The sequence below is a fragment of the Halanaerobium sp. DL-01 genome, assembly GCF_003338615.1.
Classification (GTDB): domain Bacteria; phylum Bacillota; class Halanaerobiia; order Halanaerobiales; family Halanaerobiaceae; genus QPJE01.
The window spans coordinates 1-23136 of record NZ_QPJN01000027.1 but is presented as its reverse complement, the minus strand read 5'-3'; the positions used below and the strand labels follow the sequence as shown (position 1 = coordinate 23136).

Here is a 23136-nt window from a genome sequence, read left to right as displayed (position 1 = left end):
TAAAAGTTAGAATCTGTCTTCAGGTGAAACAGCTGCAGAGGAGGATAAAAAGATGAGGAACTATATTTTTAGAAGAATTATTATTACAATTCCTCTTCTTTTTATGATCTCTATTATGTCGTTTTTTATTATGCAGCTTTCTCCAGGCAGCTATCTTGATCAAATAAAAATGAATCCTGATATATCACCTGAACTTATAGAAACTATGGAAGAAGATTTTGGTCTGGATAAAAGTGTACCAGTACAGTATCTATACTGGTTAAAAGAACTGCTGCAGGGAAATCTGGGAGAATCTTTCACCTACAGAATACCTGTGGCAGAAATTATAGGCAGCAGGCTGCTCAATACATTTATTCTTTCTGCTGCTGCGATGATTATCGCCTGGGGGATTTCTATACCGGTTGGTATTTACTCTGCAACACACCACTACAGCATACTGGACAATATCTTTACCACTTTTTCTTTTATTGGTCTGTCAATTCCAAATTTCTTTTTTGCACTGCTGCTGCTGTTTCTTATAGTCAGGCTTAATATTCCTCTGCCTATCAGCGGTATGACCAGCATTATGTATGATTACATGACACCAGTTGAAAAAGTAATCGATATTGCAAAACATCTAATTGTACCAGCAGTTGTGTTGGGTACTGCCAGTACTGCTTCTCTGATGCGCCAGATGAGGGGACAGATGCTGGATGTAATAAATCAGGATTATATCCGCACAGCAAGAGCCAAAGGTTTAAAAGAAAGAAAAGTCATCTACAAACATGCACTTAAAAATGCTCTTAACCCTATGATAACTATTTTTGGTTTTCAGCTCAGCTCACTTTTCAGTGGAGCAGCACTGACTGAAATAGTCACCGGCTGGCCTGGTCTGGGAAATATGATGCTGACAGCAGTCAGGTCCAAGGACCTCTATCTTGCTATGGCGGGGATGATGATGGGAAGCCTGATGCTTATTATCGGTAATCTTGCTGCAGATATAATGCTTGCTCTAAATGACCCGCGCATTAGTTATGACTAATTATATTATTTCAGCAAATGAGGTGAGCTGTAATGCCGACAGAAAAACTTAATAAAGTGGATAAAGATTTTAAAAATATTTCACCCCGGAAGAGAAAATTCCAGGGATTTTTAAAAAATAGTTTTGCTCTTTCAGCAGCTGTAATTATAATAATACTGTATATTTTGAGCATTTTTGCACCTTTTATTGCTCCCTATGAAAGTACAGAGGTATTTAAAAAGCATTTTTACCATCCACCAACTAAAATACACTTTACAGATGAAGATGGCCTTTCTTCTCCATATATATACAAAACTGAAGCTGTAGGCTGGGGTGAATACAAAGTTGACCAAAGCCAGAAATATTACCTTAATTTTTTCAGCAGGGGTAGTGAGTACAGTCTTTTGGGACTTTTCAGCTCAGATATTCATTTATTTCAGGTTGAAGATGATATACCTATTTTTCTGCTGGGAAGTGACAGTTTTGGCAGGGATATATTTACCCGCATTCTCTTTGGCGGCAGAGTCTCTTTATTTATAGGTTTTGTGGCAATTATTATCACCACCATAATTGGTGTAATTGTGGGCAGTATTTCCGGTTATTATGGAGGCTGGATAGATAATCTGATAATGAGAGTTGTAGAAGTTATAATGTCTATTCCGAGTTTTTATCTTCTGCTGGCCCTGGCTGCAGTTCTTCCACTTGATTTATCTTCTGCTTTCAGATTTTTTCTTATTGTATCTATCCTGGCCTTTCAGGGCTGGGCCGGTATGGCTAGAGTTATAAGAGGTATGGTGCTTTCAGTAAAACAGGAAGATTATGTTGCTGCAGCAAGAGCACTGGGCTCAGGTGACAGGAGAATCATATTTAAACATATCCTCCCCTATACAACAACATATATTATCATCAGAGCTACTGTTGCAATTCCAGGTTATATTATCATGGAAAGTGGACTGAGCTTTATAGGGCTGGGAATTCAGGAACCCTCGGCAAGCTGGGGTAATATGCTTTCAGCCGCCCAAAATGTCAGTAAAATAAGCAGTTTCCCCTGGCTCCTTCTGCCCGGCTTTTTTATCTTTATTACAGTATTAAGCTATAATATTCTGGGAGATGGCCTGAGAGATGCACTGGATCCAAAATAATTATGGTACCGGGTACCAAACAACTAAATAGTACCAGATTCAAGTGAAATTAATCTCATGTACCGGGTACAAAAAAGCTTTTTTGTACCCGGTACCTATATCAATCAGCTGATAAACTTAATGAATTTTTCGGCTAATGCCGGATCAAACTGTGTTCCAGCACATCTTCTAATTTCAGTCAGTGCTTCTTCTCTGCTGTGTTTACACGAATAGGAATCAGCTGCTGTCATGCTTTCAAAAGTTTCTACAACTGCAATTATTCTTGCAATCATTGATATCTCTTTGCCTTTCAACCCCCTTGGATAGCCGTTTCCATCCCACCTCTCATGATGTGAGAGCACATCATCAGCTATATCTATAGTATGGTTGAAATAATTTAATATTCTATAGCCAGTGGAAACATGCAGCTTCATGTCTTCGTACTCCTTATCTGTTAAAAATTCTTTTTTATTTAATATGTCGGTATCTACAGCAACTTTACCTATATCATGGAAATAGGAAGCATTTTTAATTTTCTTTAAAACTGATTTGTCCAGCTTGAGTTCTTCTGCAAATTTTACCGACAGATTATATACATTTTCTGCATGAGTTTTTTCTCTGGCACATTTACTGTGCAGAATATCAATAATATTATTTATATGTATTTGATCATTGCTGGTCCGGCTTACACTTTTGCTGGAATACATGGCTGATTCTGCTTTATTTAGATAATCTATTATCTCTCCTGCCTTTTCTTCCTGTGTTCCGACACCCATTGATATACCTGCAGCAAGTGCAAGCGCCTTTTTAGATTCAAAACACTCATTAATCCTCTCTTTAACAGCTTCAGCATCTTCCTTTACTGTATTAGGGAGTAAAACGACAAATTCATCTCCTCCCCAGCGGGCAATTATATCATCCTTACGGCAGGCTTCTTTAAAAGCTTCTGCTGCCTGCTGAATAAGTTTATCTCCAGCATCATGTCCAAAAATATCATTTGTCAGCTTAAGGCCGTCCAGATCACCTATAATTATCGATACCGGAAGATTTCTTTCCACGTTCAGCCTTTTTAATTCTTCTTCAAAAAAACGCCTGTTGTATAAACCTGTCATCGGATCATGATAGCTTAAATACTCGATCTTCTCCTGACGCTTTTTTTCAGTTGTAGCATCTCTAAAAACAATAACCACTCCATAAAGATCTCCATTTGCATCAAAAATAGGGGCAGCAGAATCATCCAAAAAATATTTTTCCCCATTTTTTGATATAAGAGCAGCATTATCTTCAAGTTTTTCAACCTTTCCACTTGCAAATACTGCTTCAATAGGATCTGTCAGTTCTTTATCATTATTCAGGTAAATAAAATTTAAAACATCTCTGTAATCTCTGCCTTCAGCTTCTTCAAAATGCCAGCCTGTCAGTCGTTCAGCTGCTTTATTTATCATTTCTATTTTGCGGTCATTATTAACCAGAATTACACCATCACCTATAAAAAGCAGTGTGCGAAAATATTTATTTTTTTCTACTTTTAATTCTTGGCTTAACTTATATTCTTCTGTTACATCTTTAATATATGCACCTATCCCATAATCACCACTTATTAGTTCAACTGGAAATTTAGTAGTTTTATAGATGTGCCCATTCCACCTCACTTCCTCTTCAACTAATTCTCCAGTTTCCATTACTTTTAAATCTGTGTTGTGGCGGATATCGGCAAAAAACTCATCTGTCAGATCATAATCATCCAGACCAATAATTTCTTCTTTAGAAAGGTTATAAAAATCAGCTGCCGTTTTATTTACAAAAATATATTTCAATTTCTCATCTTTTAAATATATGAGGCTGTCATCTGCATCAATAAATATCTGTCTGAGTTTATTAAAATTTTCCAGAACCCTATTTTTGTTTTTTAAATCCCTGTAATTTTTGAACAAAATAAAAGTAAAGATAAATAAAAGCAAAATAATTAAAAGCATAATAAAACCGTGAGAATTAAAAACATCTGCAATATCGTCAAAGATATCTGCTTTAATAGAAAGGGGAACTGCTATTATAAAAAACATTAACATAATAGCATAAACTATGATATTTTTTTTCATAATTTTCTCCTTTCTGTAAATATCACACAATAATTTTTCATCAGATAAATTACAGATAAACTACTTGCCTGATGTTTTCCTGGCCGTTTTAAATAAATATTAATTTTAACAAACTCCTCCTATTTTAACATATGTTTATAATTATTTTAACATTTTTATCTAAAAACTACAAATTAATCTTTCAAAAAAGCAATTTTATTTTGGAGAAATTCTTTATACTACACAACTTGACACACAAATCACATATATGCTATAATATAATTAACTTGAGTATTTTACTATTAATTAAAAGATATATATATATAAATTTTTTAAAAAACTTCCTGTTAAAAAAGTTTTCTCTAAACCCTGTCTTTATTTAATGAGGGGGTTTCTCAATATTATTAAGATATATCTACATGTTTCTGTTTTTTTTATTCTCTATTATAGACTTTCCCCATTTTTTATATACTGCTGCAAAAAGGGGAGATGCAGGAATATTGAAATTTTTAGTCAATGAATCTTAACGAAATGAAGGAAGAAATAGGGTTGAACTGCAGGATGGAGTGAGCTAATCATGAGTCAGGAGGACTCATTGATTAGTGTGCCCTATTTCACACCCGAATTGAGTTTTAGATAAATCTAAAAATTTCGTTGATGACTAAAGCCCCCTTTTTGCAGCTTGAAAATAAATTTTGGGGAAACTCCTTTCTCTATTCACTTGACAAATCGATACTTTTATACTATAATGATTTGTTGTGTCAGGCAATGGCTATAAGGAGGAGTTTTATATGTCTCAAAAAGAAGTTGCAAGTAATAAGAATGAAAATAATGAAGATAAGGAACTTGATCTTTCTATCCCTGCTGGTGCAGGAATTGATGACTCTGTGAGAGTATATTTGAAGCAGATGGGAAAAGTTGACCTGCTGACAAAAGAAGAAGAAGTGGCGATTGCAAAACGCATCGAAAAAGGTGAAGAAAAAGCAAAGCAGGAATTAATAGAGGCTAATTTAAGACTTGTTGTCAGTATTGCTAAGAAATATATTGGTCAGGGAATGTCTTTTCTGGATTTAATTCAGGAAGGCAATAAAGGTTTAATGAAAGCCGTTAATAAATTTGATTATACAAAAGGATATAAATTCAGCACCTATGCAACATGGTGGATTAGACAGTCTATTACAAGAGCACTTGCCGATCAGGCAAGGACTATAAGAATTCCTGTTCATATGGTAGAAACCATGAACAAATTGAGAAGAGTGGAAAAGCGACTGCAGAAAGAACTAGAAAGAGAACCTACTCTTGAAGAAATTGGTGAAGAAATGAATATGGAACCAGACAAAGTTATGGAAGTTAAAAAGCTGGTCATGAATCAGCAGCCTGCTTCCTTAGATACTCCGATTGGTGAAGAAAATGACAGTCAGCTGAAAGATTTTATAGAAGATCAGGAAGCACCAGCACCAGATATATTAGCTTCTTCTGAACTGTTAAAAGATCAGCTGGATGATGTGCTGAGTACTCTTACTGATAGAGAAAAAAGGATTATAGAGCTTCGTTTTGGGCTGGAAGATGGCCGTCAGCGTACATTAGAAGAGGTCGGCACAGAATTTGGTGTAACCAGAGAAAGAATTAGACAGATTCAGGCTAAAGCTCTCAGGAAATTGAGGCATCCCACCAGAAGTAAAAAACTGAGAGGTTATCTATAAAGAAGATTTATTTCAATATAATTATATTGAAATATTAATTATTAAGATGAAGCTATAAGATGAAGCTAAGAGATAGTTTATTACAACTATCTCTTTTTTACTGCTTTTTATTTATAATTTGCTATTTGAATATAAATTTAAAATAGCATAAATAAATATCTTTTTAGACTGGCCGATGTTAACATCAGTATTAATTATACTTTTCCTTAATAATCCCCTTATTATATGCCTCAAGGAGATCCATTAAATCATTAATATCGGATTTTAAACTTTTACCTATATCTGTATCTTCAATTTTCTGTCTTCCGACAAATTCCACCACTCTTATAGAAGAAACATTACTTACCTGTCCGTCAATTACTCTTTTTTTAGAAATAAATGGTTCATGAGATATTATCCTTATCTCATCTGAATTATAAATAAGAGTATAACCGGCTATCCCGGTCTTCTTCTGATATGCTGCCGAAATACCTCCATCTATTACAAGAAGTTTACCGTGCCCTTTGATTGGACTCTCTCCCTGTTTTTCTTTGACAGGTGTATGTCCATTAATAATATGACCAGTTTCTGGATCAAGCCCAAAATCATCTAATATCATATTACAGATATCTTCATTTTCCCTCAACCTGTAGTAGGGATTTTCTTTTTCTCTATAAAGGGAACTATCATCTGTAAAATAACGGCAGAAAGTTGTCATTTTATCTTTTCCAAAAAGTGGAGAAAATTCTCCGCGCCATAAATACCACAGCCAATCCCTGTAGTCCTTTTCTTCATATTTATATGAATAACTCCTGCGTACTATATCATCAAAAAAATCCATCAATTTTTTCCCACTGTATTTTCCGCCCTCTATTTTTAAAGAAGCAAACTCACCAGCTTCTGTTAATGGCACACAGCCGTGATACAGCAAATTCCCATTATATTTAAGATACATACTTCCATTATTGAATAAAAATCGTATATCCTCCTGTAATTTATCATTATTTTTGAAAGAATTACTTAATTGATCTATTACTTTTTTTTCTTCCTGATTAAGCTCATACGGATTTTCAGGATCTATTGTTGGAAAATAGCTGTCTGTAAGTTTATATTCTTTTCCATCTAAAGTAATTATACCTTTTTGATAATCTATCTTATCTAAATACAAAGCTTCGTTCATATCGAACTCAGTTCTTTTTTTAATTAAATTACCCTCAAGTTTAAACTGTATTACTGCAGCAGCTTTCTGCATCTGAGATATAACAGCTTCTTCCTTTTTTTCTAATTCTCGATCTATAAGTTTAGGATGGAAATCCTCATAAACATCTCCACCGTAAACATTCATAGCAAGTCTTGCCAGTGGGCGCATATTAATTCCATAACCTTCTTCGAGAAGTTCCAGATTACCATATCTCAGAGAAATTCTGACCGCAGTAGCAACAAGAGCTTTCTGCCCCAGTCCGGCTCCCATCCAGAGAATATCGTGATTCCCCCACTGTATATCACAGTTATGATGTGACTTCAACTCTTCTAAAATCATGTGTGGTTCAGGTCCCCGATCAAATATATCACCTATTATATGCAGAGTATCAACACTAAATGTCTGAATAAGTTCTGAAAGTGATTCAATAAAGTTTTCTGCCTGACCAATATCTATAATTGTAGAAATAATCTGGTCATGATATTCTTTTTTGTTCTGATCATCTTCTGTTAAATGCAGCAGTTCTTCAAGTATATAGGCAAATTCTTCCGGCAGAGCTTTTCTAACTTTTGAACGGGTATATATTGAAGAAACATCTCTGCACAATTTAATTATTCTATTGAGAGAATTTTTATACCAGTCTTGACTCAGCCTGTCCTTTCCCTTAAGGCTGTCTATCTTTTCTTCTGGATAAAAAATCAAAGCTGCCAGTTCTTCTCTTTCTGCTTTATTTAGTTCATCTCCAAAAATCATGTCAATTTTAAATTTTATTAATCCAGATGCCGTTCTAAGCATATGCTTAAATGCCGCATGTTCACCATGCAGATCTGTTAAAAAATGTTCAGTACTTTTTGGTAAATTCAATATTGCCTTTAAATTTATAATTTCGGTACTCACAGAAGGAACATTAGGAAATTTGGTTGATAATAATTTTAAATAATCGATATCTCTCATTTGCTTACCTGCTTCCTTTTTTTAAAATTTTGAGTGCTGCTTCTGCAGCCTTAATATGCTCTTCTTCCGGTTCTCTGGCAAATATTTTCTGAAAAAAAGACGGAATAAAAAGCAGTCTGTCAGGTGTTATTTTCATAATTTCATAGGCAATTCCCAGAAATAATATCTCCTGGATAAAAAAGTTGATTCCAATATTGAAAAAACCTGATATAAATGTGATCAGCAGATAATAAAATACAATATTGCTGCCACACCTTTTGTGAATTCTAGAATAATTAGCAATTTCACCTTCTGAACCATTTTCGTAATAGTTTACAGCTTTATGTTCTGCTCCATGAAATTTGAGAACTTCAGATACAGTACTTTTAAATAAAAGGATCAAAATTAGAGGAATTGAAAAATAGATTAAAAAGAAAATTTCTTTAAATCCTTCTCCAGCAGATTCGGGAATGGTAAAAAAAATTATATCTGCTGCCAGGATGAAAAAAACAAACCAGTATTTTTTCGGCTCTTTAAAAACCTCTTTAAAAAATTCCCACAGGGCAAAAAACAGAGCAAAAATACCCCTTATAATGGGAATCTTTTTAAAGTACCTAAAATAATCATTTTGTTTCACTGAAGAAATACTTATCTGCAGGTTATTATCCTCATCATAGTAAGCCTTAACAGATCTTCTGCTGTCCATAAGGCGCACACCGTTTTTATATGCACGCCCACCGATATTTTCTTTATCACTCATCAGCTGTCATCCACTCCTCAATATTATCCAGATCAACTTTATTTATATTATATGTGTAATCTTTAACAGACTCAAGGTCCTTTAGTCCGGATCCAGTTAACATAAGCAGCACCTTTTCGCTGGCTTTAATTTTACCCATTTCTATTAGCTGCTTTACTGCAGCCGCCGTAGTGGCAGAAGCAGCTTCAACAAAAAAACCATCTTCAGCAATCAATTTTTGTGCTCTTATTATCTCCTCTTCACTGACATCTTCAGCCAGCCAACCATATTTATATATTTTATCTATAATCTCCCTGCCTCCATAAGGTCTGCCGGTGGTTATAGCTTCAGCGATACTATTTTTATTTAATGCCGGTATAATATCTTCTCTATTATTTTTAATAGCTGCCACAATAGGATTAATATTTTTTGACTGGACAGCTATCATCTTCGGCATCTTTTCTATAATAGAGGCTTCCTTTAATTCTCTAAAACCTTTAAATATTCCCCGTATATGTCCACAAGCAGATGTTGGTACAGCAATATAATCAGGCAAATTACCACCTGTCTGCTCAAACAGTTCAAAAGCTGTTGATTTATATCCTTCTATTCGAATTGGCCCATTACCGGAAACAACCCTTATTTTAAGTTTTTCTGCTCTATTAAGAATTGCATTTTTCATATCTGAATAATTATCAGTTTTTATTTTAAAAATTTCTGCACCATGTATTCCAATCGCTGAGATCTTTTCTTCCGATGTATAATGAGGTAAAAAAACTGCTGTTTTAATGCCGGCTCTACTTCCATATGCAGCAGTAGAATTACCCATATTTCCTGTTGATATCGTTGCTGTTAGAGGTTCATTAAGTACTGCCGCAAAACAGGTACATATGAATGTACCTCTATCTTTAAAACTCCAGGTTGGATTCTGAGTTTCATTTTTTAGAAAAATATTTTCTGAGCCGCAGTATTCTTTCAGTGTACTACCTGCTTCAATAAGCGAGGTATTACCTTCTCCCAGAGAATAATATGTATCAATATCTTTAAATATAAAAAAATCAGCAAATCTTTCCCAAATTGAAGCTCCATCCTTTATTTCTGCTTTATCTATATCCGGTATAACAACTTCCAGAGGATCTCCACTATCTGACCATTCCTTTATCCTGGTTATGGGATATTTTTTAAAACTTTTTCCAGCAAATACAGATTTTAAATAAATATCAGATTTAAGTTTAATTTAACTTACCTCCTGTCCAGCTCATACTGCAGCTTTTAACAGCTTATTTCACTGCAGATTCTGAAATTTCTGCTTCTACATTCTACCAAGGGATTTTTTTGTCTACATCTATATTGATTTTTATTCATTACAAAAATGATTCTTAAATTTTCTGTAATCTTTAAATAAATAATAGAATTGAACAATGCTTTAAATATTTATTGAAAATTATACCATATTATCTGCAGTTTTTAAATGTCAAAAGAAAATTTATTACTTCTTTCAAGTTTCACTCTTTTTAAATTTCACATAATAATCATTACTGCTTTATATTTATAGGTACAATATTGTTGTTTAATATATTTTTATTTTACACAATCAAAAGTATAAATTAAATTTAAAATTCCGCATTTTTCTTTTTAATTCAGCACAGATATATCAAAAAACTGAAAATATAACAAAAAAATATAGATATTTCAATATTATCTGCCTTAAAATTATTTAATTTGAAATATATTATAGTTTAAAAGCAATTTATTACTATTTTTCGCAAAAAAATATTCTTTCTCCATTGAATTCTTCCATAAAATATAATAGTATATAATTTAAGAGAAATTTTTTCTGAAAGCATCATATTTAATTTTAAATTTAATAAATAGGAGTGAGCATTATGAGCAGAGTAAACAGTATGGATGGTTATACAGGCAGAGTTTTTGAAACAGTAAAAAAGAGAAATCAGGGGGAAGTAGAATTCCATCAGGCTGTTGAGGAAGTACTTATTTCTCTTGAGCCTGTACTAAAAAAACATCCTGAATATGAGGAAAATGGAATTTTAGAACGTCTAGTTGAGCCGGAAAGACAGATATTATTTAGAGTTCCCTGGGTGGATGATGAGGGGAAAGTTCATGTAAATAGAGGCTGCAGAGTGCAGTTTAATAGTGCATTAGGTCCATATAAAGGTGGATTAAGATTTCATCCAACTGTATATTCTGGAATTATTAAGTTTCTCGCATTTGAACAGATTTTCAAAAATGCACTCACAGACAGGCCTATTGGTGGAGGTAAGGGAGGCAGTGATTTTGATCCCAAGGGAAAATCAGATGGAGAAATAATGCGGTTCTGTCAGAGTTTTATGACAGAGCTGTCACACCACATAGGTGATAAAACAGATATCCCTGCTGGTGATATAGGAGTCGGGAAAAAAGAAATTGGTTATCTTTTTGGTCAGTATAAAAGAATGAAAAAAAGATATGAGACAGGTATCCTGACAGGTAAAGGTCTGGCCTGGAACGGCAGTCTTGTCAGAACAGAGTCAACCGGTTATGGTTTAATTTACATATTAAATGAAATGTTAAAAGATAATGGTGAAAGTTTAGAAGGGAAAAAGATTCTTATCTCCGGTTCTGGAAATGTAGCACTACATGCCTGTGAAAAAGCCAAAGAATTGGGAGCCGAAGTTGTTGCTATGAGTGATTCTAGCAGCTGTATTTATGATGAAGATGGTATAGATTTAGAAACTGTAAGAGAGATAAAACAGACACACACAGGCAGGATTGGAGATTATCTGGAAGAAACACCTGAAGCAAAAAAGCTGGACAGATGTGCTGATATCTGGACTATCCCCTGTGATATAGCACTTCCCTGTGCAACGCAGAATGAAATAGACAAAAAATTAGCTGAAAAACTGGTGGAAAATGGTGTTATGATGGTGGCAGAAGGAGCCAATATGCCTCTAACACCTGAAGCAATAAATGTTATCCAGTCTAATGATGTACTATATATTCCAGGTAAAGCAGCCAACGCTGGTGGTGTAGCCACTTCTGCACTTGAAATGACACAAAATGCCATGTTTACCAGCTGGACATTTGAAGAAGTTGATAAAAAACTGCAGCAGATTATGGTAAATATCTATCATAATATTACAGAAATTGCTGCAGAATACGGTATGGAGGGCAATCTTATTGCGGGTGCAAATATTGCTTCCTTTGTGAAAGTAGCAGATACAATGCTTGATCAGGGAGTTATATAATTTTAACTTATGTTTAAATTCTGCTGTAATTATGATATTATAGAATGAGGAGTGATATTTATGAACAAGATGATTGAAAAATTTGTTAAACAGGGATTTTTTTCCGAAAAAGAAGGAGAATATATTGATTCTGCAATCAAAAGAAAAGAATCAATAGTAGTTTCAGGCCACAGATCAGCAGGTATCAGACCTCTTTTAGCATCACTGATGGCTGCTGCAAAACAGAGTTTTAGCTGCCAGCAGGTAAAAGGATTTGATGATTTAGAGACAGATGCTGACTTTTTATTAATCCCGGGAATCGATGATATTGACTTCGAAAAACTTATTAGTGAAGCTGCAGCAGTGGAAGACACAGCACTTATTACTGTTAAAGAACCGGAACATCCAATTTCACTCATGAAAATCTTAAGAATGAATTCAAAAGAGGGAAAATCACTAGGCAAAAAATTTCATACTTTAGATTGTAAAAAAGAAAATGATGTTCCTTATCTAGATAAAATTACTGAAATAATGTTAGATGAAAATGGTAAACTACACAGGCAGACCTTTGATTCAAAATAAAAAATTGTCTATTTAAAAACATTCTTTAAGTAAAATACTATTTTTTGAGGCTCTTTCATAATAGCCTCATTAATTTTTAAGTGCAATTTTACAGCAATAAAACTGATACAGCTTAGAAGAACATCGTTTTCTAATTTTTAGATCACACAACTGTTATTTCTTAAAATTTAAATGGACTTTAAATATTCTAAATTGTTAAATATGCTGTTAAATCTGTTAAATTTGAACTATACACTATATTAGTTTTATCAGCTGCTGCTGTGCTTGAAGTCTGGCAGCTTCTAAAAAAATCCTGATAAAAATATGCTCTCCCAAAAGTAGATAGATCCAATGATTGGAATCCATTTACCTGAAAGGAGAGCATTAATATTTGCAAGTTGTTGATTTTTTATATACTTATATTTATAAAAAAGTGTTAATAGAATAATTTTTAAAATACTGTTTTGATCTGTGATAAGGACAAAACAATTATCTGTGCCCCACGACAACTATCCCAAACACATAGGGGTGATCTATTTTTCTTTGAATAGATAAAGATAATCTCCATATCTTTCTTCTTCCATCTTATCTACCGGTATAAAACGCAGTGCAGCTGAATTTATACAGTAACACAGTCCGGTTGGTTACGGGCCATCATCAAAATCTCAAGATAAGATTAATTTAATTATACATATAATCTCTGGTTAAAGGAAGCTCTATATTCTTTCCACTGGAAAACAGCACCTGATGAACATCAGTATCACCATATCTAAATGCAGACATTGCACCCATTAAAAACATCCTCCACATCCTAACAAACTCTTCATCAAATTTTTCTCTAACCTGATCAGTAACTTGCTCATAATTTTCCAGCCATTTTTCCAGAGTAAGTGCATAATGAAAACCAATATTCTCTGCATCCAGCAGGTGAAAAGACTGTTCTCCCAGATGCCAGACAATTTCTCTTAAAGAAGGTATATATCCCCATGGGAAAATATATTTTTGTATCCAGGGATGGGTTGGATCTTCCCTTAGATGGGTAATGCTGTGCAGTAAAGATAATCCACCTTTTTTAAGCATAGATTTTACAGCTGAAAAATATTCTTCAATATATTCTTTACCCACATGTTCAAACATACCTACACTTACTATTTTATCAAATTGTTCTCCTTCTTCTGCCAGTTTGCGGTAATCTTTTTTTATAATTTTAACTTTATCTGAAAGGCCCTTTTGTCTTATTTTTTCGTTGGCACCTTTTACCTGTTCCTCACTTAAAGTTATACCGAGTACATCAATATCATATTCTTCTGCTGCTTTGATGGCCAGTCCACCCCAACCACAGCCGATATCCAGCATTCTATCTCCTGATTCTATATTTAATTTTTTTAAAATATGATCCATTTTCTGCTGCTGTGCTTTTTCCAGGCTGTCATCTTTATTTTTAAAATATGCACAGGAATATGTCATAGTATTATCCTGCCACAGTGAAAAAAAGTCATTACCCAGATCATAGTGTTTTTGAACACCTTCGGCCTGTTCACTGAAGGAAGCATCTTTCTGTGTCTTCCATTCACTGTATGTACCTAAATTTTCTGCCTCATTTTTTAGACTGGCACTATTTTCTGCAATCATTTTGATAAGTTTTTTGTAGGAACCTTCAAAATCTACATCTCCCCTCATATATGCTTCAGCAATCTCTACCTGAGGATTTTTTCTGATCTGATTTAAAGATATTTTTTCATTTATGTAAAGTGTAAAGGCAGGATTAAAATTAGAACTATTATCTGTGTTAAATGACTGTTCTTCTCCATCCCAGTAGACAACCTTAAACTCTTCTCCCTCCAACTGACTAAAAATTTTATCTAATATTTTTTTAGTTAACATAAAAAGCTCTCCTTTCCATTTGTCTGTTAAACAAAAGTAAAATAGATTCTTTTCTGTTATCTTTTAGTATATTATAATACATTTTTTTTAATTAATCAAAATTTACACTGCTGCCTTAGCAGATATATTTAAATCAAATTTTTACATAAAAGTTACATATATTGCTCCAATACAGCATCAGACTACGAAATTTATCTGCTGCTTTAATTAAATATTTATAATCCTTATAAATATATTTTTACTGAATTACAAAAATATCTGTTAAATTAAAAAAACCTCTTAAAGAAGAGTTTTTATCAAACTTTTCTTTAAGAGGGCCTTTAAATTATTAATTTTAACATACACTATCTTTTTCTCTGTACATTCGCCGATCTGCTTTTCTGAATATATGCTCCAGATCATCTTCAACATCTTTAACGGCAAAACCCAGAGAAATTTTGAGATGTGGATAGATTTTATGGTTTTTATTATATTCTTTAAATTTTTCATCTATTCTGCTGCAGACACCTTCTGTAATTGCTTTCTGTTTTTGCAGCTGTTTTTTCTGTAAAAAGTCCTGATGGTGTTTTTCCTTTTGCTTTTTCTGTAAAAAGTCCTGTGAGCTTTTCATAAGTTGGGTTGAGTTCTTTTTAATCCCTGCCAAACATCCTGTCCAGAATCATAGCAATTATTACAACTCCCAGTCCTGCTTCAAAACCAAGCCCTATATCTACTACATTCAGTGAACGAAGTACAGGTTTTCCAAGACCTCCTGCACCTATCATTGCGGCAATAACTACCATGGAAAGTGACAGCATTATACACTGATTTATCCCCATCATGATAGAAGGCATTGCACTTGGCAGTTCTATTTTTAATAGTATCTGCCACCAGTCTGCACCAAAAGCATGACCGGCTTCCTTAAGCTCTGTATCCACCTGTTTAATACCAAGATAAGTTAATCTAATTGGAGGTGCTATAGCAAATACAACTGTTGCTATAACTCCGGAGACATTGCCCAGTCCAAAAAACATTAGAGCAGGAATTAAATATACAAAAGGTGGTATTGTCTGCATAAAGTCCAGTATAGGTCTTGTTATTAGATCAACTGCTCTATTGTGAGCTTTTAAAATACCAATTGGTATTCCTACTACAAGTGCCACTATTACTGAAGTCATAATTGAAGCTAAAGTTATAATAAGAGGCTCCCACATATTTAGGTTTAAAACCAGTGCTAAACCAAGAGCAACAAAAACAGATAATTTTATATTTTTCAGTTTCCAGGCAAGCAGTGAAAATAATATTATTAGAATTAAAGGATGAGGAAAAGCCAGCATACCTTCAATATGACCTATAACATATTCTATAATTGAAGCAAAACTGTTTAGTGGCCCACTAAAATTATTTATTAAGAAATTCACCAAATTTTCCACCCAGTTACCCAGTGGAATTTTAGTCGTTAATAAGTTCATTAAATTGTTAATGTCGATCACCATCCTTATCATGTTTAAGTGGCGGCATCATTGTAAACCTGATACCGCCCAATTTTAGTTATATTTATTATAGTAATTTAATTATTTATTTGTTCTTTAATAGCTTTACGGGCCATTCTTCCATCAACAGTTTCTACTCCATAGACCCACTGATTTACAACATCAAGGTTATCTGCAATCCACTCTTCTGCTACAACTTCTGGATTTTTGCCCTGTCTTTTATAACTGTCTATCCATTTATTCTGTATTGGTGCAGTAACTTTAAACTGCTTTAAGAATTTATAATAATTAGGATTTTCATCTTCAAATCCATTTCTTACTACTGTAAATACTCTTTCTCCCTCTGCCCAGATACCTTCTGGATCTTCAAGATATCTGATATCAAACATTACATTCATATAATGAGGTTTCCAAGCATTAAAGGCAATCCATTCTTTATTATTTACTGCTCTTTTAACAGCAGTTAGCATTCCTGCAGTACTGCTTGCCTGCAGTTTCCAATCTTTTAAGTTATAATTATTATTCTTTATTGCATTCTGAATGATAATATTACCTTCATTACCAGGTTCGATTCCATAAATCGTACTATTAAATTTCTCTGCATATTTATTTAAATCACTGAGTGAAGTTACACCTGCTTCATATACATAATCCGGTACTGCTGTCTTATAGACAACATCCCAGAGATTTACTCTCACATTGTGTATTGAGCCCTTTTCTTCATATTTATCAAAGTGCATTTTCATAGTCGGCATCCAATTTCCCAGAAATACGTCCAGATCACCTGTATCAAGACCTTTAAATACTATTGCCTGAGATCCAGAAGTCATTTCAGCATCATAGCCCAGATATTCGGCAATTTTTGCTGCAACATGTGTCTTAACTGTTACTCCCGGCCACTGCACATAACCGAAGTCAATTGTGTCATCCTGAGCACTTACTGCAGGAGCCTGTATTCCTGTAACTGCTACAACAGCTGTAAGAATTAAAAAAATAGAAATAAGTTTAAATTTTTTCATTTGATATCCCTCCAGATTTTTATTTTAAATTTTTCCCTGCAAGATTAGCAAGCACAGTTGTTTTAACTATAATTCCTTTTAATTTACCTGAATCATCAAGTACAGGTAGTGGTGTATCCAGATCGGCAATTTGAGCAAAAAGATCATCTAGATTTTCAGCCGGATCTGCAGCCGGCACTTTTTTGATGATATCATCAATAGACTTATCTTTTCTATTCAGCGAAGATACCACTTCTTCCAGTTCAACTATCCCTCTATATTTTCTATTTTTTCCAACAACAAATATGCTGCTCAGATCATGTTTTCTCATTTTGTGCAGAGCAGTATGAAGTCCATCCTGTTCATAATAAAGCAGTGCAACCGGTTTATCCATTATATCTTCCGCACACAGTACCCGTGATCTGTTCACATCCTGTACAAATTCTTTAACATAATCATTTTCAGCTTCTGTCAGAATTTCTTCGTGGTTTCCAATCTGAACTATTTCTCCATCTTTCATAATTGCAATTCTGTCACCAAGTTTAAGGGCTTCGTCCAGATCATGTGTTATAAATACTATTGTCTTATCTATGTGTTCATAAAGATCCAGCAGTTTATCCTGCATCTCCTTTTTTATAAGTGGATCCAGAGCACTAAATGGTTCATCCATCAGCAGTATGTCTGTGTCTACTGCCAGTGCTCTGGCAAGTCCGACCCTCTGCTGCATACCTCCGCTCAGCTGATCAGGCTTCTGATCTTCCCATCCTTCCAGACCTACCTGTTTTAAAGCTTTTTTTGCTTTTTTCTCCCTTTCTTTTTTTTCGACTCTCTGAACTTCCAGACCAAATTCTGCATTTTCCTGTACTGTTCTATAGGGGAAAAGAGCGAAATTCTGAAACACCATGGCTATTTTTTCTTTTCTAAATTCCCTTAGTTCATTTTTATTAAGGGACATGATATCTGTTCCATCTATTTCTATTTTCCCTCTAGTAGGCTCTATCAGCCTGTTTAAACAGCGGATTAAAGTAGATTTCCCGCTTCCGGAAAGACCCATTATAACAAATATTTCTCCTTCTTTTACATCAAAGCCGGCATCATTGATTCCAACTGTATCTCCTGTCTCAGCAAGTATTTCATCTTTAGATAATCCTTCCTCCAGCAGTGAAAGTGATTTCTGCGGGTTTTTACCAAATATTTTATATAGATCCTTTACTTTTATCTTCAATCATATCCACCTCTTTCTCATTTTAAAAAAATCTGTCCCCACAACTAAAAAAGGTTTAAGACATGTAAATGGTTAAACATATCTTAAACCTTAGCGTTCAAAGAATTATCAGCAAAAACATCAGACTTATATATTGAAAATAGTGTATCACAATCTTTACCTGCTAAATAGGATAACAAATATAACTTGGACTGTCAAATTATAGAGCAGATAAATATTTAGAGCAGATAAATATTTAGTTTTTATCTTCAAAGTTTTTTAAATATTATTTAAACTGTAGATTACCCATATCTCCCCATGCTTCTATTGTGATATAACCGTCCTTATCTCTGTTAAGCTTTTTGCCATACAGCATTTCTAGTATATTAACAATACCTGCTGCTTTATCGGTTAGAGGTTTAAATTTAAGTATTCCACTATTAAGATAAGGCTGATTATTACCCCGATAAATATATTCTGCATTTAATTTTGCCTCAATAAGTGGTGAATTAAGTTCTGAATAGGTATGTCCCTCTGGGTAGTTATAATCCTGTTCATAAAACATGTTATCTATGCGGAAGGCAAAATCCTCACTGCTGCCAAAAATTCCAAATGTGTTTTCTTTCAGTTCCTCCCTTATCTCATTTGTTAAAGTTAAATAAAAATCTGTAAGCTCTGCTGTAAAATCAAAGCTGTTGGGGCGATACGTTATATTATCTCTGTCTTCAAGAAAGATATCAAATTCACCGGATGCTGTCAATGTACTGAATTTAAAATCTCTGTAAATTGGATTTTCATTGATTACTAAATTTTCTCCATTTAATTTAAGATCATAATCTGTTTTTAAGCTTTCGAAAAATACTCTGTTTTTATTTTGCAGTTTAATTAATTTCCCATGCAGGCTGCCTGCAAAATCCAGAAATTGATTTTTTAGCTGCAGCTGATTTATATCCATAATTTTAGTTTCTGCGTCAAAACTGTAGTTTGCTTTAAAATTGTCAAAGGTGGAGATATCTTCCCAGTTTTCCTTTACCAGACCATAGCTTCTGTAGTAGGGAAAATTATATTTTAGCCTGTCTGCTGTAAGATTAAGATTTTGATCATGGACCAAAAACTGTTCTGCATCAGAAAAATATTCTGGTGCAAACTCACCTTCAAAATCAGCCTCCACATTTTCTGCTGTCAGCTGAAAGCTTTCCCTTATATTGGCAAAATAAATTCTATCTATAACCACCGTGAAATCTTTGTTTAAATCAAAATTTTCATTTTTAATATAATATAAAATCTGCTGCCAGCTTGTAGTAATATTGATATTATCAAGCTCTAAATTACCCCTGTCTGCATTAATTAAATTTAGCTTACCTACATTTATTTCTCTGAGCAGCGGATTGGCAGTAATTTCGGCTGTTTCAATCTGATAATCATTTTCCTCGGCAGTTTTTTCTATCTCATTTTTTAAATTTTGAGAAATCTTATTTCCATAATAATAATTTACAGAAAAAATAGCACCTGCTGTCAGCACAAGTATCAGCACATAGATTAAACGTCTTTTGAACAGTCTTTTATTCATATATTTCCCCTTTCTTTTCATTTCTTCAATCCTGCACCACACATCGGCAGCAGTGATTCTACATTGCTTTCTCTGCTCTGACTGTATTTTAAATAGGCAGCATAAGTGGCTGCCGTGGTATCTTCAATATAAATTTCTTCTGCTGCCAGCTCAGCTTTTGCCTTTGAAATCCTATTTTCCGGTGCTGTTATTACATCAATACTGTATTTATAGATATAGTCAAGTATTTCTGGCCCACGCATGGGTCTTCCTATCGCTATTCCTTCAGCCAGAGTTGAAGATATATTGATATCAGCAGGAGTTTTTTCCCTATTTTTTACTGCTTCAGCAATTGGAGCACAGTTTTCACTCTGTACTGCTATTATCTGCGGCATTTTCTCTATTAATCCAGCTGCAAGCAGGTCTTCAAGCCCTTTCATTATACCGATAAATAGGGTTCCATTACCCAGTGGAACATATATATTTTGTGGTATATATTTAAGCTCTTCATATACCTCATAAATATAAGTTTTGGTTCCTTCATAAAAAAATGGATTGTAGACATGGTTGGCATAATACTTTCCTTCTGTCTGAACTTTTTTTCGACATACATCTGCACAGTGATCTCTACTTCCCGGTACAACTGTTACTTCTGCATTGTGAGATTTTATCATCTCAATTTTTTTCTCTGAAGCTCCTTCAGGAACAAATATTTCACAGTCTATTCCTGCTCTGGCACAGTAAGCAGCAATACTGTTACCTGCATTTCCACTGCTGTCCTGTACTACTGATTTTACCCCAATATCTCTGCAGTGAGCTATCAGCACAGCAGCACCCCTGTCTTTAAATGAAAGTGTAGGCATAAGATAATCCATTTTCAGCAGAAGATTTTTATTAAGCCTTACCATTGGTGTCATACCTTCACCAAGGCTTATTTCCGCCCAGGTTTTTGAATTAACCGGAATAAAGTTTTTGTACCTCATCATATTCCAGTGTTCTTTTACTATCATCGTATTTGAAAATTTGTTATTTCTGTAGTCAAGTTTCCACAACCCCCCACACTCACATGCAGGTTTATGTGTTGTTATATCTTCTGTTTTATTACATCTACTGCAGATATATTTCACCAGCCGCACCTCCATTTTTAAACTTTTATTTTTTAAATCAATATTTTTATTAGAATAATTATAATTTAACATCAGCAGGATAGGCAGTCAATTAGTGAATTACAGGAAGTTTTTTCATTTTTAATATTTGCCTTTTTAAAAAAATATCGGCTGCTTAAAATAAAATTAAAATTCCAGCTCTACTGTTACAGGACAGTGATCAGAACCCATTATATCTGTCAGAATATCAGCATTTTTTAGATTATCCTTCAGTTCTTTGGAAACAAAGTGATAATCTATCCTCCACCCAGCATCTCTTTCTCTAGCTCTTGTGCGGTAGCTCCACCAGGAATAAGTCTCTTTATCCGGATAAAAATATCTGTATGTATCTATATAGCCGTGATCTTCCAGCTTATCCAGCCATTCTCTTTCTATGGGCAGAAAACCAGAGGTATCTTTGTTTGCTTCTGGATTTTTTAAATCAATAGGATGATGTGCAGTATTATAATCTCCAAAAACAAGAACTTTTTTGCCGTTTTCCCTCAGATTTTCACAGTAATCCAAAACCTCATCATAAAAGTCCAGCTTGTAATTCAGTCTTTTTTTTCTCCTCTTACCATTAGGAAAATAAATATTAAGGAGAACAAAATCAGGATATTCTGCTTTGAGAACCCTTCCTTCTCTATCAAATCTCTCCACTCCCAGTCCATTTTCCACCAGCAGTGGTTCTTCTTTAGTATAAAGTGCAACACCACTGTATCCCTTTTTTTCAGCAAAATTAAAATAGGAATGATAACCATCTATATTTCTGAGCTTATTTTCCAGCTGATCATTCTGTATTCTAATCTCCTGCAGCCCCAGTATATCGGGTTGTTCTCCTTCTATCCAGTCTAAAAAACCTTTGCGGGCCACCGCCCTAATGCCATTGACATTCCAGGAATAAATACGCATAAATATCTCCTTCCATTTTTTGATTTACATATTTATCTTTACATAGATATTGTCGAATCCATGCAGTACTTAAATTTGACAATATACTTTAATATTATGTAAATTTCTTCCTCTAAATCTGAAATTTAGAAGAAGAGATGTTTTATCATTTTAGATAATTACATTTACAATTTAACTATCATCGGTAACAAAAGTTTATTAATTAAATATTATTTTCTACAAAAAATTCATTTACTCTACTGTACTCTTCAATAACTTCCCTGTTGTCCTGTTTATAAAATATATTTACAACAAATATTGTGGCAGAATTGACCAAAAACCCTGGCACTATTTCGTACATTTGTGCACCTAAACCAGTTTGTTTCCAGATAATAAGTACTGCTGTTCCTAAAAGCATACCGGCAAATGCAGACTTCCAGGTTGTGTTTTTAGAAAAAAGAGAAAATAATACTACTGGACCAAAAGCAGCTCCCAAGCCGGCCCAGGCATATGCCACCAGTCCTAAAACAGTATTCTCAGGGTTTAAAGCAAGTAAAAAAGCTATTACTGCAATTAAAATTACAAATCCTCTCCCAACCCACATTTTTTCATTTTCGGAAGCATTCCTTTTAATAATTCTGTTGTAAAAATCTTCGGTCAGTGTTGATGAAGATACTAAAAGCTGAGAATCTATTGTTGACATAATGGCAGATAATATTGCTGCCAGTAAAATTCCACCTATCCAGGGATTAAATATATTCCTTATCATCCCTATAAATACTTTTTCGCTATCCTGAATTTCCGGAAACATAGGAATAGCTATCAGGCCAATAAGTACAGCACCTGCCAGAGAGATAGCAACCCAGACTACAGCTATTTTTCTGGCACCCGGTACTTTCTTTATAGAATCAATACCCATAAACCTTGCCAATATGTGCGGCTGACCAAAATAACCAAGACCCCAGGCTGCCGCAGAAATAACAGCTGCCGCAGTAAAACCTTCCGGCATTAAAGATAAAGAAATATTCTGTATCTGCATCGTATCTGCTATACCTGTCATTCCACCGACACTGGAATAGGCAAAAAATGGAACAATTGTAATTGCCAGAAACATCAGTATTCCCTGAAAAAAATCAGTCCAGGAAACAGCCATAAATCCACCCAGAAATGTATAAAGCACAATTGCTATACCACCAATAAAAACAGCGACAAAATAATCGATATTAAATAGTGATTCAAATAATTTTCCGGCTGCTACCAGTCCGGATGCTGAATATATTGTAAAAAATAGCAGTGTAACCACTGCTGAAAAAATTCTTATTAAACCCGTTTTTTGACCCTCCTCGGGGCAAGCCCACGAGGATTCCTGCTTCTTAGAAGTGGTAACCCACCATCTCCACAGGCTTAAAATCCTGTTAGCCCAACAGTATATCCTCTAACTTGCCTTTTGTATT

18 protein-coding genes are annotated in these 23136 nt (G+C 34.1%); 5 read left to right on the top strand and 13 right to left on the bottom strand.

Features of this window, described 5'->3' with window-relative positions; genetic code table 11:
• Window positions 1-52 precede the first annotated feature (52 nt).
• Window positions 53-1021 (top strand): ABC transporter permease, encoded by a 969-nt coding sequence (locus DER71_RS09240; RefSeq protein ID WP_114474582.1) that lies wholly within the window; start codon window positions 53-55, stop codon window positions 1019-1021.
• A gap of 32 nt (window positions 1022-1053) precedes the next feature.
• Window positions 1054-2142, top strand: coding sequence for an ABC transporter permease (locus tag DER71_RS09235; RefSeq protein ID WP_114474581.1), 1089 nt, complete (start codon window positions 1054-1056; stop codon window positions 2140-2142).
• Window positions 2143-2246: 104 nt separating this feature from the next.
• Here the strand turns inward: DER71_RS09235 and DER71_RS09230 are convergent, their stop codons facing one another.
• On the bottom strand, window positions 2247-4220 hold the full coding sequence (locus tag DER71_RS09230; RefSeq protein WP_114474580.1) for a diguanylate cyclase: 1974 nt from the start codon (window positions 4218-4220) through the stop codon (window positions 2247-2249).
• A 770-nt stretch (window positions 4221-4990) separates the two neighbouring features.
• On the opposite strand from DER71_RS09230, the gene rpoD reads away from it, so the two are divergent.
• Complete coding sequence (gene rpoD / locus DER71_RS09225) at window positions 4991-5902, top strand: RNA polymerase sigma factor RpoD (protein ID WP_114458558.1); 912 nt, start codon at window positions 4991-4993, stop codon at window positions 5900-5902.
• Window positions 5903-6092: 190 nt separating this feature from the next.
• Here rpoD and DER71_RS09220 read toward each other — a convergent pair whose 3' ends face one another.
• The 3 genes from DER71_RS09220 to thrC are packed head-to-tail and all read right to left on the bottom strand — an operon-like array spanning window position 6093 to window position 9775.
• Window positions 6093-8036, bottom strand: coding sequence for a fructose-1,6-bisphosphatase (locus DER71_RS09220; protein WP_114458557.1), 1944 nt, complete (start codon window positions 8034-8036; stop codon window positions 6093-6095).
• A 4-nt stretch (window positions 8037-8040) separates the two neighbouring features.
• Window positions 8041-8775, bottom strand: a complete 735-nt coding sequence (locus DER71_RS09215) for a DUF1385 domain-containing protein (protein ID WP_114458556.1) — start codon at window positions 8773-8775, stop codon at window positions 8041-8043.
• Complete coding sequence (gene thrC / locus DER71_RS09210; protein WP_255416540.1) at window positions 8768-9775, bottom strand: threonine synthase; 1008 nt, start codon at window positions 9773-9775, stop codon at window positions 8768-8770. Before thrC ends, DER71_RS09215 begins: the two co-directional genes overlap by 8 nt.
• An 865-nt stretch (window positions 9776-10640) precedes the next feature.
• Here thrC and gdhA point away from each other — a divergent pair.
• Window positions 10641-11999 (top strand): NADP-specific glutamate dehydrogenase, encoded by a 1359-nt coding sequence (gdhA, locus tag DER71_RS09205; RefSeq protein WP_199505596.1) that lies wholly within the window; start codon window positions 10641-10643, stop codon window positions 11997-11999.
• 60 nt (window positions 12000-12059) lie between these two features.
• Complete coding sequence (locus DER71_RS09200; RefSeq protein WP_114458554.1) at window positions 12060-12560, top strand: hypothetical protein; 501 nt, start codon at window positions 12060-12062, stop codon at window positions 12558-12560.
• Window positions 12561-13220: 660 nt separating this feature from the next.
• On the opposite strand, the gene DER71_RS09190 is transcribed toward DER71_RS09200, so the two are convergent.
• From DER71_RS09190 to DER71_RS09150, 9 genes are all read right to left on the bottom strand, one after another.
• Window positions 13221-14423, bottom strand: a complete 1203-nt coding sequence (locus tag DER71_RS09190) for a cyclopropane-fatty-acyl-phospholipid synthase family protein (protein ID WP_114458553.1) — start codon at window positions 14421-14423, stop codon at window positions 13221-13223.
• Window positions 14424-14757: 334 nt separating this feature from the next.
• A complete protein-coding gene (locus tag DER71_RS09185; protein ID WP_147267764.1) occupies window positions 14758-15066 on the bottom strand; it encodes a diguanylate cyclase in 309 nt (102 codons plus the stop codon).
• Entirely contained in the window at window positions 15053-15898 is an 846-nt protein-coding gene (locus tag DER71_RS09180; protein WP_114458572.1) for a proline/glycine betaine ABC transporter permease, read from the bottom strand. Before DER71_RS09180 ends, DER71_RS09185 begins: the two co-directional genes overlap by 14 nt.
• 74 nt (window positions 15899-15972) lie before the next feature.
• The gene (locus DER71_RS09175) at window positions 15973-16914 is read right to left on the bottom strand and encodes an ABC transporter substrate-binding protein (RefSeq protein ID WP_114458551.1); all 942 of its coding nucleotides are present in this window, start codon (window positions 16912-16914) and stop codon (window positions 15973-15975) included.
• A gap of 19 nt (window positions 16915-16933) precedes the next feature.
• Window positions 16934-18118: a glycine betaine/L-proline ABC transporter ATP-binding protein gene (locus DER71_RS09170; protein ID WP_114458550.1), complete on the bottom strand. Its 1185-nt coding sequence runs from the start codon at window positions 18116-18118 to the stop codon at window positions 16934-16936.
• 265 nt (window positions 18119-18383) lie between these two features.
• Window positions 18384-19667, bottom strand: a complete 1284-nt coding sequence (locus tag DER71_RS09165) for a hypothetical protein (protein WP_147267763.1) — start codon at window positions 19665-19667, stop codon at window positions 18384-18386.
• 17 nt (window positions 19668-19684) lie between these two features.
• On the bottom strand, window positions 19685-20773 hold the full coding sequence (locus DER71_RS09160) for a threonine synthase (RefSeq protein ID WP_114474579.1): 1089 nt from the start codon (window positions 20771-20773) through the stop codon (window positions 19685-19687).
• Between the two features lie 165 nt (window positions 20774-20938).
• Window positions 20939-21703: an exodeoxyribonuclease III gene (locus DER71_RS09155; protein WP_114458547.1), complete on the bottom strand. Its 765-nt coding sequence runs from the start codon at window positions 21701-21703 to the stop codon at window positions 20939-20941.
• 202 nt (window positions 21704-21905) lie between these two features.
• Window positions 21906-23003 carry a sodium/proline symporter gene (locus DER71_RS09150; RefSeq protein ID WP_255416539.1) on the bottom strand — a complete coding sequence of 366 codons (1098 nt, stop codon included), beginning with the start codon at window positions 23001-23003 and terminating at the stop codon, window positions 21906-21908.
• Between the last annotated feature and the right edge of the window lie 133 nt (window positions 23004-23136).